Genomic DNA, 14,207 nt, shown 5'->3' on the forward strand with positions numbered 1-14,207 from the left:
GCGGCCGGCTGGAGGTACCGGCCGCGTCCGTCCCATCCGGGCGGGATGGTGTCGTGGGGCAGGGTGGATGTTTCGCCTCACCTCCTCATACGCAGCGGTACGACGGGCGGTTCAGTTGGCACACGTGTAGCCGGACGGCACGGACGTGTTGCCGCTGGGCCGGCTCGCCTGCACCCCGAAGCTCGTGCCGGCGTTGGGTGCGAGTGTGCCGTTGTAGCTCAGGTTCTTGGCCGTCACGGTCTGGCCGCTGACCGTCACCGCGGCGTTCCAGGAGCCGGTGAGCGTGTGGCCGGCCGGCAGCGTGAAGGTCACCGTCCAGCTCGACTTGGTCGAGGTGCTGGTGTTGGTCACGGTCACGGGCTGCACGACGTACCCGGTGCCCCACTGGCTCTGCACGGTGCCGGTGGCGGTGCAGCCGCCGCCGGTGCCGCCGCCGCTGAGCGTGGTGAACGACGCCGTCGGCGAGGCGGCGGACTGGTTGCCGGCCGCGTCCCTGGCCTTGACGTACACCTGGTACGTGGTCGCCGGCGACAGCCCGGTCAGCGTGATCGAGTTCGTCGCGGTCGAGCCGAGCGAGGTCCCGGTCGAGGTGTAGACGTCGTAGCCGGTCACGCCGACGTTGTCCGTGGAGGCCGTCCAGGACAGGTTCGCCCCCGACGAGGTGATGCCGGACGCCGACGGGGTGCCCGGCGTGCTCGGCGGGGTCGGGTCGGTGGTGCCGCCGCCGTAGATCGAGGCCTGCTTGGAGGTGGCGGCGATGCCGTTGGCGCCGTTGAACAGCCGCCGGCCCCAATCCGTGAGCTGGGTGACGTCGAAGTTGGTGACCTGGTCGAGGTATTCGACGCCGCCGCCGTTGCCGCTCCACGACCAGCCCAGGTAGCCGAGGCCGCGGCTCACGGACTGCGCCATGATCGTGTCCTCGTCCGGGTTGCCGTCGGAGTGGTTGAAGCCGAACTCGCCGACGACCAGCGGCAGCCCCGCGGTCTTGAACGCGTCCATGTACGCGTTGATCTCCGCGGCCGTGTCGAAGACGCCGTACATGTGGATGGAGAAGATCGTGTTCTTGTTCGGGTCGCTGTCGAAGACCGCCCGCGCGTTGTCGCGCATGCCGAACTGCCAGTCCTGACCCCAGTTGGGCGCGTCCACCATCAGCGCGTGCTGGAAGCCGTTGCTGCGCAGCTTCTGGATCGCGGCCGTGGTGGCGGCGGCCCAGCCCGGAGTGACGGCGTTGTTGCCGATCGGCTCGTTGCCGATGTTGACGATGACGTAGTCCTCCTGGCCGACCAGGGCGGACTTGACGCTGATCCAGTAGTTGGCGGCCTGGTCGAGGGTGTAGGCGCCGCTCTGCTCGCCGTACCCGGTGGTGTCGTGGTTCTCCAGCACGCAGATGAGCTTGTTCTGCTTGCAGAGGGAGACGACGTTGGCCACGTCGGAGACGCTGTTGGGGGTCCAGCGGCCGCCGCTCAGCACGACCCGCACGGTGTTGGCCTTCAGCGACTTGATGTCCGCGAACGCCTTGGTCTGCGTCGCGTACCACGTGTGCGCGTGGCTGGTGCCGCGCATGACGAACTCCTGGCCGTTGGCCTCGACGATCTTCGTACCGCTCACGTGAATGCCGACGGCGGCGTTCGCGGGGGCGACGGGGGCGACGAAGAAGGCGAGGAGGCAGGCCAGCGCGGTGATCACTGATCTCATGTGCTGCCTTTCACTGAGCTGTGGAACCGCCCCCGCCGCTACCGCGGCGGGGGCGGAGTCTTCACTCAGGCGGGAGTGCAGGTGATGGGGTCGGGGACGGTGGGTGTGCCGTTGGCGATGAAGCCGAACGTGGTGGTGGCGCCCGGCGCGAGCGCCCCGTTGTACGCCTCGTTCTTGACGGTGACGCCGGACCCCGACTGGGTGTGCCTGCCGCCCCAGAGCTGGGTGATCTGGTTCGCCGACGTCCAGGCGACCGTCCATCCGGTGGTCGCCGAGGTGCCGTTGTTCTTCACCGTCACCTCGGCCTGGAAGGCGCCGCCCCACGAGCTCGTCACCTTGTACGTCGCCGCGCACCCGCCGGTCGGCGGCGGCGTCGTGTTCGTCGTGGTGAACGAGGTGCCGTCGGACGACGCCGAGGCGTTGCCCGCCGCGTCCCGCGCCACCACGGAGGCGGTGTAGGAGGTGCTAGGGGTGAGCCCGCTCAGGTTGAAGGACGCGCTCGTGGCCGTGCCTACCTTTTGGGACCCCAGGTAGACGTCGTAGCCGCTCACGCCCACGTTGTCCGTGGAGGCGGTCCAGCTCAGCTTGGCCGTCGAGCCCGTGATCTCGGAGACCGCGGGCTTGCCCGGCTTGCTGGGCGCTGTCGTGTCCTGCTCCTCCGGACCCGGGGGCTCACCCCAGATCTTGGTCGCGCCGCTGTAGAGAGTGATGTTCCCGGTGCGCACCGGCGTCGCGCCGGGCGTGGTGGGGATGTTCCGGTACGACCAGTCGTTCGCCGCGTCCCACGTGCCCGCGCTGGTGATCCTGAACTGCACCTCTCTGCGGTGCTGCGACTGCCCGGCCGGGGCGATGGCCTGCCCGGAGCAGTCGATGTTCACGTAGTACGTGGTGCCGCTCGCGGTTTGATGCAGCGTGGGCGCCTTGCACTGCGTGTAAGCCGACGACACGGTGATCTGCGAGGCCGTCGTCGTGCCGTCGAGCGTGAAGTAGTAGCGGAACGAGCCGTCGGACAGGACCCTGGCGGGCCAGGCCGACTGGTTGCGGACGATGGCCTTGATCTCCGTGAAGCCGGCGCCCGAGGCGTTCACACCCGCCTCGACGAAGAGCTCGGGACCGTCCGGGGTCTCCGCCACCGGGAAGTTCGCCGCGGGAGCGCCGCCGTACTCCTTGTAGAGCCGGGCCAGCGCGCTGGTGAAGCCGGCGTTGTAGTCGGTGGCGACCTCGTTCATGACGTAGTCGTCGCGCTTGTCGGTGTAGGCGTCGTTCGGGTCGGGCGGTCCGCCGACGAGCGCGCCGTACAGGGTGTGGCGGGTCTGCTCGGGGTTGGTGATCTGGTCGGTCCACGAGCCGTGCGCCGTGCGGTGATGCGGGTTCTTGGGCGGGTTGGCGCCGAACCCGATCAGGTACGAGGAGTTGCGCGGGTTGTCACCGAGCGCGTAGTTGATCTGCCGCACCGCGAAGTCGTGGTAGCGGGCCTTGCGTGCGGCGTCGGTGATGGTGTCGCTGTGCACGAGCGCCGCGAACGAGGTGTTGGCCGCGTACCGCAGCGAGCCCCACCGGTCGAGCACGGCCTGGCCGCCCGGCGAGTACGCCACCTTCGCGCCGTTCACGCCGACGGTCCACCAGTCGAGCCAGCGGTTGGCGTCGTCCAGGTAGCGCTGCTTGCCGGTCAGCTTGTACAGCAGCACGTACGCGCCGTACGACTTGTCGTCCCACGCGATCGTCCACTTGTACGACTTGGTGGTGGTCTGCGGCTCGTTGCCGAGGTTGTCGTACCCGGTCTCGGCCTTGGCCAGGTAGGAGGCGTCGTTCGTGGCCCGGTAGAGCCAGATCGCACCCCACACCAGCTCGTCGTTGTAGCCGCTCCACGAGTTGTAGTAGCCCTGCGCGTCGGTGATGCAGTCGGTGTACTTCTTCCTGACCGTGTCGGCGAAGGAGTACAGCTGCTTGGCGTGCGTCAGGAGCGTGTCAGCATAAGTCGGATTTGTCGGGCGGAAGACGATCGAGGAGGCGGCCATCGCCGCCGCCGTCTCGCCCGCCAGGTCCGACCCGCCGCACGACGCGTCGATCTTGTACGCGGGCCGCGTCATCTGCATGGCCTCGGCCGGGCCCCACCAGGCGTGGTCCGTGCCGCCGTTGCCGACCTGCCCGTAGAGCACGTTCGCCGACGGGTGGGCCTTGATGAAGTAGTCGTTGACGAACTTGAGGTTGTCGAGCAGGTGCGTGAGCTGCCCGGAGTTCGCGTACGCGTCGCGGTACTCGACCGCGCCCCAGGCCAGCATGGTCGTGGAGAACGCCATCGGGAAGCCGAACTTGACGTGGTCGCCCGCGTCGTACCAGCCGCCCGTGAGGTCCACGCCCACGTCCTTGCCGTCGTTCATGCCGGAGTCGCCGCGCCAGCCGACGCGGTTCCAGCTCGGCAGGTCGCCCGACTGCTGGGCCTCGTAGAACCACAGCGCCTTCTGCAGCGCCTCACCGTACGCGAACGCCGGCGCGGCGGCGTGGGCCGCCGGCCCCGCCCCCATCGAAATGAGGGGCAGGACCAGCGACGCCACGGCGATCAGTGCTTTTCTCACGGGAAGAGCCGTCCGTACTCGCCCAGGGCGACGGCGACGTCCACCTGTGCCCAGAACCGGTGGTAGTTGAAGACCGGCGCGGGGCCCGTGCCCTTCAGGAAGGCGTCGACCTTCGGCCAGTCCGGGTCGTTCTTGTAGAAGGACCTGATCGAGATGAACGTCGAGCTGGAGTTGATGGCGTCGCCGTTGGGCATCTTGCCGCTCCAGCCGGACGGCACGTAGACCGGGTCGTCAATGCGGTTGTAGTCGGTCTTGGTCTCGGGGACCGACACGCCCTTGGCGTCGCGGTTCTTCCACACGCCGTCGAGCAGCGCCTTGGCCATGTTCTTGGCCGCCGTGTTGTTCGCCTTGGCCGCGTAGTACATGAGCGCCTTGGCGTACGCGCCGGCCACGCCCACGTCGTTCGTGTAGTCGGCGATCGTCACGTGCAGGCCGGGGTTGGCCGGAGGCATCCCGGAGTTGGCGGTGAAGTCACCCACGGGCTGACCGGTCCACCGCAGCGTGGACGGGATCTGGTAGGAGCCGTCCGCGTTGATGGTGGTGTTGTTCATGGCCCAGGTGACCCACTTGTCGAGCACTGCCTTGGCGTCGGCGTTGCCCGAGGCGTAGTAGAGCTCGGCCACCCGCTCCATCGTCCACGCCTGGAAGCCGAACCACTGGTTCGACGGCGGGTCGTGGTAGACGGGCTGCCAGTCGTAGGTCATGCCGTGGAACTTCGGCAGGCCGGCCGGCGGCGTCGCGTAGTGGCCCTCCCAGCTGTTGGTCGCGCCACCGGCGATGGCGCCCTCGGCCGACTGCAGCCAGCCGTAGAACTGCAGCTGCCGGGTGAGGCTGGTGCTCCAGTCGGCCACGCCGGTGCTGCTCTTGGGCTTCAGCTCGGTCACGTTCGCCAGCGCCCAGGCCGCGAGCGGGTTCTGGTAGCCGGAGTGGTTGTGGCTGGAGCCGATGCGCCATGCCCAGCCGGCGCTGGAGTCGGTCGCGCCGCCCCAGGCGTAGTACCAGCTCAGCAGGTAGTTGGAGGCGTCCTTGCCGGTGCCGGCCGCGCACTGCGGGCTCGTGCAGCCGGGCTTCTTGAAGTACTTGTCGTACATCGCGTAGCGCAGGTAGTCGCCCATCTTCGCGGCCTTGGCGACCGACCCGGAGATCTGCGACTCCTTGCCCTGCGCCTTGGCCCACGTCTGCGCCCAGTACGCGGCCTGCACGGCGCGCGCGTCGGCGTCGGGGGCGTTGGTGTACCTCCACTGCTTGGCGTAGGAGCTGTCCTTGATGAACAGGTCCAGGTAGCCGTTGGTGCCGCCGTGCTTGAAGGTGTCGCAGGACGGCTGCGGGATCGTCTCGAAGACCGACTCCTCCGGGCCGCGCTGGTAGGTGTTGATGTAGGCGGGCTTGGTGGTGCCGTCGCCGCAGCGGCCGAAGCCGTAGGTGTTGTCGACGTCGAGCAGCCAGTGCATGCCGTAGATGTCGCGGGTGCCGTACGCGCTCTGCAGCTCGCCCGCGATCGGGTCGACGCCGGGCGTGACGCTGGAGTCGAGCGGGCTCGGGTAGTTGCTGATCTGGTTCGACTCCGGCGCGTACGTGGCCGGCTTGTTCGGCGTGTAGAAGGAGTTCGTCGGCTGGTCGGCCGCGGCCGGGATGATGTACTTCTCCATCGAGGCCCAGGCGTTGTTGAACTTCGTCCAGTCGCCGGTGACCTGCCCGTAGACCGCCTCCAGCCACAGGTAGTAGCTGTAGGCCTCGGACGTGGTCTCGTGCCCGTGGTCCGGCGCCTCGACCATGAACGTCTCGATCGAGTGGTACGGCACGCCCTCGGGCGAGAAGTAGCCGTTCGCCGGGTCGTGGAGCTCGTTGTACATCTCCACGAAGCGCTGGACGTAGGTGTTGTTGCCGCCGACGTCGTCGTCCGCCTCGGTGGCGGTGACGTCGACCGCGGTGTAGCCGGTGGCGCTCACCCGGAACACGCCGGAGCCGGCGGTGGTGTCGCTGTCGTTGGCCGCCGCGAGCGTGACGTTCTGCGCGGTGTTCCAGTTGGACGGCGTGAAGGTCAGGCTGGCGCCGCCGGAGACGGTCAGGTCGGTGTCACCGCTGGCGCGTGAGGTGGTGACGGTCACGTTGGCCGAGGGCGCCTGCGACAGCTTCACGCTGAAGCTCGCGGTCCCCGCCTCCGGCACGGACAGGCTCGTCGGGCTCACCACGAGCGCGGGACCCGTGTTCTGCGAGACCGTGATCCCGACCGGCGCCGAGGTGGTGGTCGCGCCGCCGTTGTCGGTGGCCCGCGCGGTGATCGAGTAGCTGCCGGCCGCCACGTTCGTCCAGCTGTAGCTGTACGGCGCCGAGGTGTCGGTGCCCAGCAGCGTGGAGCCCTGGTAGAAGTCGACCTTCGAGACCGTGCCGTCGGAGTCGGACGCGTTCGCCGCGATCGGCACGGTGGCCGGGGCGGTGAACGTCTGCCCCGCGGTCGGCGAGGTCAGCGACACCGTGGGCGCGGCGTTGGCGCCGCCGCAGGTGACCCCGTTCACGGTGAACGTGGTCGGGTTCGGGTTGCTGCCGGTCCAGGTGCCGTTGAAGCCGATGGACACGGACGCGCCGGTGCCAAGGCTGCCGTTGTAGGGCATGTTGGTGCCCGTGACGCGCGTGCCCGACTGGCTCCAGTTGGCGCTCCAGCCCGTCGGGGTGTACTTCTGCCCCGTGGTGGGGAAGTCGAAGCCCAGGTTCCACGAGGTGATGGGGTCACCGGTGTTCTTCAACGTGATGCTCGCGGTGAAACCACCCTGACCGGGGCTGCTGGTCCACGAGTTGGCCGTGTACGTCACGTCGCACGCCACGGCCGCCTGCGCGGGTCCGGCCGACACGGCCGAGGTCACACCCGCCACAAGGACAAGCGTCGCGGCCACGGCCAGTCGCCGCGACAAGCGGGAGAGAAGGGGAGGAGGTCTGTACTTCACGGGGTCTCCATGGGAGTAGAGGAGTGGGAGCGCTCCCAAACGGGATTGTGGGTGACCCGACGCGTATGTCAACGGAATGGCGGTCCGGTAACCCCCGTGTTTCCTCTCACCAGGGTGCCCGGGATGAAAGTTTCATCCGCGTTCCGGGGCATTCAACGAGCATGCGGCGCGGCGGACACCTCCGCGAGCATCGCCCTCTGTACACGGATGGAACCAGGACAGACCATGGGAGCGCTCCCAGCCCTCTAACACTGGAGATGATCGCTCGTGAGACTCCAACGCGGCCTCCGCAAATGGGCCGTGACCGTGACCGCCGCGAGTGTCGCGGCCTTAGGGCTCGTCGTCGGCCAGAGCACGGCAGCCAACGCCGCCGTCGCCTGCGACGTGACCTACTCTGCCAACTCGTGGACCAGCAGCCCCGGCCAGGGCGGTTTCACCGCGAGCATCACGTTGAAGAACACCGGTGACCCCATCACCTCGTGGAACCTGGGCTTCGACTACCCGACCACGGGGCAGAAGTACACCCCGACGGGCTGGGGGGCCAACTGGAGCCAGTCGGGCACGCGGGTGACCGGGACGAACATGCCGTACAACGGCAGCCTGAGCACCGGCGGCTCGGTCTCCATCGGCTTCAACGGCACCTGGACCGGCAGCAACCCGAACCCGACCGCGTTCACCGTGAACGGGGTCACCTGCGGCGGCGGCGGGAACCCCACCACCCCGTCGGTGGTCACCTCGGCCAGCTCGGTCGCGGTGAACGAGGGCGGCACGGCCACGTTCACGGCCCGGCTCTCCTCGGCCCCGTCCGCCAACGTGACCGTCACCACCACCCGGACCAGCGGTGACACCGACTTGTCCGTCAGCTCGGGCGGCTCGCTGACCTTCACCCCGTCCAACTGGAACACCGCCCAGACCGTCACCCTGGCCGCGGCCCAGGACTCCGACACGACCGCGGGCACCGCCTCCTTCACCGTCGGCGGCACCGGCGTCACCCCGGCCACGGTCTCGGCCACCGAGGTGGACGACGACGCCGTGGTGGAGCAGTCGATCATCGTGACGCCGACCGCGGTGACCGTGCCCGAGGGCGCCACCGCCACGTACACCGTGCGCCTGGCCGCCGCGCCGACCTCGAACGTGACCGTCACCTCGACGGCGGGCAGCGGCGACACCAACATCACCGTCTCCAGTGGCGGCAGCCTCACGTTCACGCCGTCCAACTGGAACACCGCGCAGACGGTCACCCTGGCCGCCTCCGAGGACTCCGACACGGCCAACGGCAGCCGCACCATCACCGTCGCCTCGACCGGTCTGACCTCCAGGACGGTCACCGCCACCGAGGCCGACAACGACGGCGGCACCACCCCCGGCGGCCACGTCGAGAACCCGTACGCCGGCGCCACCGGCTACGTCAACCCCGACTGGAAGGCCAAGGCCCAGGCCGAGCCCGGCGGCTCCGCGGTGGCCAACACCTCCACCGCCGTCTGGATGGACCGCATCGCGGCCATCGCCGGCTCCTCCTCCGTCATGGGCCTGCGCGCCCACCTGGACGAGGCCGTCAGGCAGGACGCGGCCAACGGCTCGACGCCGCTGACCGTCCAGTTCGTCATCTACGACCTGCCCAACCGCGACTGCTCGGCGCTGGCCTCCAACGGCGAGCTGCTCGTCGCCGAGAACGGGCTCAACCGCTACAAGACCGAGTACATCGACCCGATCGCCGCGATCATGAGCGACTCCGCGTACGCGAACCTGCGCATCGTCACGGTCATCGAGCCGGACTCGCTGCCCAACCTGGTCACCAACCTCAGCTTCGCCAAGTGCGCCGAGGCCAACTCGTCCGGCGCCTACGTCGACGGCGTCCGCTACGCGCTCAACAAGCTGCACGCCATCACCAACGTCTACACCTACATCGACGCCGCCCACCACGCCTGGCTCGGCTGGGACTCGAACTTCAACCCGACGGTCAACCTCTTCTACAGCACCGTGGCCGGCGCCACCGCCGGTGTGGACAGCGTGGACGGCTTCATCGTCAACACCGCCAACTACGGCGCGACCACCGAGCCGTACTTCACGATCAACTCGTCCGTGAACGGCACGTCGATCCGGCAGTCCAAGTGGGTCGACTGGAACTGGTACGTCGACGAGCAGTCGTTCGCCGCCGCCCTGCGCAGCGCCCTCATCGCCAAGGGCTTCAAGAGCGGGCTCGGCATGCTGATCGACACCTCGCGCAACGGCTGGGGCGGCTCCGCCCGCCCGAGCGGGCCGAGCACCGCGACCAACGTGGACGACTTCGTCAACCAGTCGCGGACCGACCGCCGCATCCACGCCGGCAACTGGTGCAACCAGAGCGGTGCCGGTCTGGGCGCGCGGCCGACCGCCAGCCCGGCGGCCGGGTTCGACGCCTACGTCTGGATCAAGCCTCCGGGCGAGTCGGACGGCGCCAGCTCGGACATCCCGAACGACGAGGGCAAGAAGTTCGACCGGATGTGCGACCCGACCTACCACGGCAACAACCTCAACGGCAACAACCTGAGCGGCGCGCTGCCCAACTCGCCGCTGTCGGGGCGCTGGTTCTCGGCGCAGTTCCAGGAGCTGCTGAGGAACGCCTACCCGCCCGTCAACTGACGACCGTCAGGGCCGGGGGCCATCGCCCCCGGCATGAGCCCGAGAGACCCGCCTGACCCGGGTCTCTCGGAGGGACCCGCCTGACCCGGGTCCCTCGATTCACCCGAAGGGGCCCCGTCCACGGGGCCCCTTCACCTCTGCGCCCTGCGCCACTCCGAGACGATCTTGTCGACGTCGAAGGGCATCAGGTTGAGCGGCGGGCCCGACAGCCCCGTCCTGATCGCGTCGCGGATCTTCTGGTTGATCTCGTCGAGGATCCGCCGCACCTCGGTCTCCGACCGGGCCCCGCGCGCGTCGGCCAGCGCCTCCTCCGCCTGCTTGCGCAGCGCCAGCGTGGGCGGCAGGGGCATCGACAGCCCTTCGCTCTCGATCTTCTGCTTGATCCACCACATGTCGTCGTGCGGCCGGTCCGGCAGCGGCTTGCCGGCCCCGGGCAGGTCGTCGAACTCGCCGCGCTCCTGCGCCTCGCGGATCTGCCGGTCGATCCAGCTCTCGAACGGCATGCCCAGGGGTTTCCGCTCGGTCAAGACGGCCTCCTCAGGCCAGGTTGTGACTCGGGGTCAGCGGGCCACGCCAGCCGAGCATGGCCTCGGTCATGCGTACGGACGCGACCGTGGCGGCCACGTCGTGCACCCGCAGGATGCGGGCGCCCTTGACGATCGAGAAGACGTTGGCGGCGATCGTGCCCTCCCTCCGCTCCCCCTGGGGCCGGTCGAGCGTCTCGCCGATGAAGTCCTTGTTGGACAGGGCCACCAGCGTCGGGTAGCCGATCGCGGTGATCTCCTCCAGCCGCCGGGTGATCTCCAGGGAGTGGAAGGTGTTCTTGTTCAGGTCGTGGCCGGGGTCGATGATGATCCGGTCCGGGGCGATCCCGGCCTCCAGCGCGTACGCGACCCGCTCGCGCAGATAGCCGGCCACCTCGGCGACGACGTCCTGGTAGCTCGGCCGGAAGACGCGCCTGCCCGGGCCGCCGAGGCTGTGCGTCACGATCACGCTGACCCCCGACTTGGCGGCGAACTCCGCCATGCCGGGCTCGCGCAGGCCGTTGGTGTCGTTGATCACGTCCGCGCCCGCGTCGACGGCCGCCCGCGCCACGTCGGGCCGGTGGGTGTCGACGGAGATGACGGCGTCGGTGGCCTTCCTGACCTCGGCGATGACCGGGGCCACCCGGTCGATCTCCTCGTCCGCGCCGATCTGCGCCTGGGCCGCGCTGAAGGCGAACCCGCCGATGTCCACCCAGTCGGCCCCGTCGTCCACGGCCCGGCACGCGGCCGTCACGGCGTTGTCGAGCTCGAACGTGCTGCCCTGGTCGTGGAAGGAGTTGGGCGTCCTGTTGACGATGGCCATGACGGCGACCTGGCGCGCGAAATCGAACTCCCGCCGCCCGATGCGCCGGAGGGGCGAGATGATCCCCGGGGAAAGCGCTTCGCCGCTCACGTAGCGAGCCTACCTGGCCCCCGACCGCCCGGCGCGGAGCGGGGGTCAGGCCATGAACCGGCCGAAGGGGCGGCAGCCGGCCATCACGCGGATGCGTTTCATGACCTCGTGGGCCGCGCGCTCGGGCCCGCCCGGCAGCCGCATCGTGAGCAGGACCGTCGTCCCTCCTGGACCGGTGTCGAAGTCGGCCGTGTCGCACAGCCGGCGGATGAGGTAGATCCCCCTGCCGCCCTGCGCGAGTTCGAGCGGGGCGATGCTGCCGTTGACGTACCCGTCGGGGATGCCCGTCCCCTCGTCGGACGTCTCTGACCGGATGACGCCGTCCACCGTCCACAGCTTGAAGTACCCACGCCCACCCCCGTGCTCCACGGCGTTGACGACGCTCTCGTGCACGGCCAGGACGAAGTCGTCCAGCCGAGGGCTGCTCAGCCCGCAGCTCCTGGCGCACTCGGCCACGGCGCGGCGCAGCCTGGTGACGTCGTCGAGGGTGAAGGGCTGGGCCATCAGGGTCCGCATGCGCTCCCTCCGTGTCGTCCGACAGGGTAGCCTCGCGCTTCAGGACCTCGCGTCGTGTGTCACGTTCCCCGGAGGAGACGACTTACACCCCGGACGCCCCACCGACACCGGCGGCGAGCTCCTTGACGCGGCCGACGGGCCCGCCGTCGGGGGCCAGCGGCGCGGTGTCCATGCCGGCCCCGTCGTGCAGCCCCTCGAACAGCTCCCGCACGGCCTCCCACGACGGGTGCCGCGGCGTCCACCCCAGCACGTCCCTGGCGCGGTCGGTCTTCATGATCGGGGCCCGCAGGACCAGATCCAGCAGGCCGGGCGCGGCCGGCAGGAGCCGCAGGTGCCAGGCCGCCGACATGACCGTCCTGGCCACGGCGGGCGAGACCGGGACCGTACGGGTGCCGAGCAGCTTGGCCAGGTCGGGCGGGTCGAGCACGGGCGCGGCGGCGAGGTTGAACGCCCCCCGCACCTCCTTGGTGACGGCCAGCCGGTACGCCTCCGCCGCGTCCTCCGCGTGCAGCGCCTGCAGCCGCAGGCCCGGGATGTCCGGCACGAACGGGATCCGCCCCTCCTTGATCAGCCACCCGGGCACGAACGGCCCGCCGAACAGCCTGCGCTGCTCGGTGGCGGCCACCCGCTGGAAGACGAACCCCGGCCGCATCCGCACCACCCGGATGCTCGGGTGATCGTGCTCGAAGACGTCGAGCACCCGCTCGACGTACGCCTTCTCCCGCCCGTACGCGGCCCCAGGCCAGCCGTGCGTGGGCCAGCTCTCGTCCACCGGCCGGTCCTTGGGCCCGGGCGAGTACGCGCCCACGGACGAGGCGTGGACGAGCGCGGGCACCCCCGCCTCGGCGACGGCGCGGAAGACGCGCATGCTGCCCAGGACGTTGGCCCGCCAGGTCGTCGCCGGATCTCTGGTGGGCTGGAACAGCCACGCGAGATGGACGACCGCGTCCGCCCCGTCGAAGATCCGCGTCAGATCCGCGGTCGCGACGTCCGCCTGCCGCCAGTCGGTGCGGTCGATCCGCCATCCGGGCAGCCGACGGGCGACCCCGACGATCGAGGTCACGCCGTCGTCGGCGGCCAGCGCACGCACCAGGCTGGTGCCGACGTTGCCGGTCGCACCCACCACAACGACTCTCATGGGTGCTTCGCTGCCCGCCGATCGGGCAGCGAAACCCCTCTGACCTGCCAGATTATGGCTGGAGCAGGATCTTGACGGCTCCGTCGGACTTCTTCTGGAACATCTCGTACGCGAGGGGCGCCTGCTCCAGGGGCATCCGATGGGTGGCGAGGTCCATCACGCCGAGCGGATCCGACTCGTCGGTCACCAGCGGCATCAGCGCGTTGGTCCACCGCCGGACGTGGGCCTGCCCCATGCGCATCGTGATGCCCTTGTCGAACATGCGCAGCATGGGCATGGGGTCCGTCATGCCCCCGTAGACGCCGATGACGGAGATGACGCCGCCGCGCCGTACGGAGTCGATGGCGTGGTTGAGGGCGGCGAGGCGGTCCACGCCCGTGTGCGACATGAGCGGCGCGGCCACCGCGCCCGGCAGCATCGTGGTGAGCGTCTGGGCGAGTTTGGCGGCCGGGGAGCCGTGGGCCTCCATGCCGACCGCGTCGATGACGGAGTCCGTGCCGCGCCCGGAGGTCCGCTGCCGGACCTCCTCGGGGACGTCGGTGACCTCGCTCGCGTCGATGACCTCGATGCCGTGGCGGCGGGCCATCTCCAGCCGCTGCGTGACGCCGTCCACGCCGATCACCTGGTGGCCGAGGTGGCGGGCGATGCGGCAGCACATCTGGCCGATGGGGCCGAGGCCGAAGACGGTGACGCTGCCGCCCTCGGGGACGTCCGCGTACTCGACGGCCTGCCAGGCGGTCGGCAGCACGTCGGACAGGTAGATGAAGCGCTCGTCCGGCGGCCCCTCGGGCACCTTGAGCGGGCCGAACTGCGCCTCGGGCACCCGCAGGTACTGGGCCTGCCCGCCGGGCACCTGCCCGTAGAGCTTGGTGTAGCCGAACAGGGCTGCTCCCATGCCCTGCTCGCGCACCTGCGTGGTCTCGCACTGCGCGTAGAGCTGCATGCCGCACATGTGGCAGTGGCCGCAGGAGATGTTGAACGGGATGACCACGCGGTCACCGGGCTTGATGTTCTCGATCGCGGAGCCGACCTCCTCGACGATGCCCATGGGCTCGTGCCCGAGGATGTCGCCCTCGGCCATGAACGGCCCGAGCACTTCGTACAGGTGCAGGTCGGAGCCGCAGATCCCGGTGGTGGTGATTCTGATGACCGCGTCGTTGGGCTCCTTGATGGCGGGGTCGGGAACCTCCTCGACCCGGACGTCGCGCTTGCCGTGCCAGGTGACTGCCTTCATGGTGCCTCCTTACGGAATAGCCACAAATGCCGCATACCCGGACATAT

Annotated in this window: 9 protein-coding genes; 1 reads left to right on the top strand and 8 read right to left on the bottom strand. The window is 69.6% G+C overall.

From position 1 onward, the window contains the following. Positions 1-111: 111 nt before the first annotated feature. The 3 genes from ACWDX9_RS00565 to ACWDX9_RS00575 form a co-directional block, all read right to left on the bottom strand. Positions 112-1,695 (bottom strand): cellulase family glycosylhydrolase, encoded by a 1,584-nt coding sequence (locus tag ACWDX9_RS00565; RefSeq protein ID WP_449947306.1) that lies wholly within the window; start codon positions 1,693-1,695, stop codon positions 112-114. Between the two features lie 65 nt (positions 1,696-1,760). After that, the gene (locus ACWDX9_RS00570; protein ID WP_449947724.1) at positions 1,761-4,325 is read right to left on the bottom strand and encodes a glycoside hydrolase family 9 protein; all 2,565 of its coding nucleotides are present in this window, start codon (positions 4,323-4,325) and stop codon (positions 1,761-1,763) included. Beyond that, positions 4,268-7,141, bottom strand: coding sequence for a glycoside hydrolase family 48 protein (locus ACWDX9_RS00575; RefSeq protein ID WP_449947309.1), 2,874 nt, complete (start codon positions 7,139-7,141; stop codon positions 4,268-4,270). Before ACWDX9_RS00575 ends, ACWDX9_RS00570 begins: the two co-directional genes overlap by 58 nt. Positions 7,142-7,480: 339 nt before the next feature. Between ACWDX9_RS00575 and ACWDX9_RS00580 the strand changes: the two genes are divergently transcribed. Continuing rightward, the gene (locus ACWDX9_RS00580) at positions 7,481-9,835 is read left to right on the top strand and encodes a glycoside hydrolase family 6 protein (protein WP_449947311.1); all 2,355 of its coding nucleotides are present in this window, start codon (positions 7,481-7,483) and stop codon (positions 9,833-9,835) included. 131 nt (positions 9,836-9,966) lie between these two features. Here the strand turns inward: ACWDX9_RS00580 and ACWDX9_RS00585 are convergent, their stop codons facing one another. The 5 genes from ACWDX9_RS00585 to ACWDX9_RS00605 all read right to left on the bottom strand — a co-directional run bounded on the left by ACWDX9_RS00585 (position 9,967) and on the right by ACWDX9_RS00605 (position 14,160). Further along, on the bottom strand, positions 9,967-10,362 hold the full coding sequence (locus ACWDX9_RS00585; RefSeq protein WP_449947314.1) for a DnaJ family domain-containing protein: 396 nt from the start codon (positions 10,360-10,362) through the stop codon (positions 9,967-9,969). 10 nt (positions 10,363-10,372) lie between these two features. Continuing rightward, positions 10,373-11,272, bottom strand: a complete 900-nt coding sequence (gene folP / locus ACWDX9_RS00590; RefSeq protein ID WP_449947317.1) for a dihydropteroate synthase — start codon at positions 11,270-11,272, stop codon at positions 10,373-10,375. Positions 11,273-11,317: 45 nt separating this feature from the next. Continuing rightward, the gene (locus ACWDX9_RS00595; protein ID WP_449947320.1) at positions 11,318-11,788 is read right to left on the bottom strand and encodes an ATP-binding protein; all 471 of its coding nucleotides are present in this window, start codon (positions 11,786-11,788) and stop codon (positions 11,318-11,320) included. A gap of 82 nt (positions 11,789-11,870) precedes the next feature. Continuing rightward, positions 11,871-12,926, bottom strand: a complete 1,056-nt coding sequence (locus ACWDX9_RS00600) for an NAD-dependent epimerase/dehydratase family protein (protein ID WP_449947323.1) — start codon at positions 12,924-12,926, stop codon at positions 11,871-11,873. 52 nt (positions 12,927-12,978) lie between these two features. Beyond that, complete coding sequence (locus ACWDX9_RS00605) at positions 12,979-14,160, bottom strand: zinc-dependent alcohol dehydrogenase (RefSeq protein WP_449947325.1); 1,182 nt, start codon at positions 14,158-14,160, stop codon at positions 12,979-12,981. Positions 14,161-14,207 lie beyond the last annotated feature (47 nt).

The organism is Nonomuraea sp. NPDC003201, from assembly GCF_053590415.1.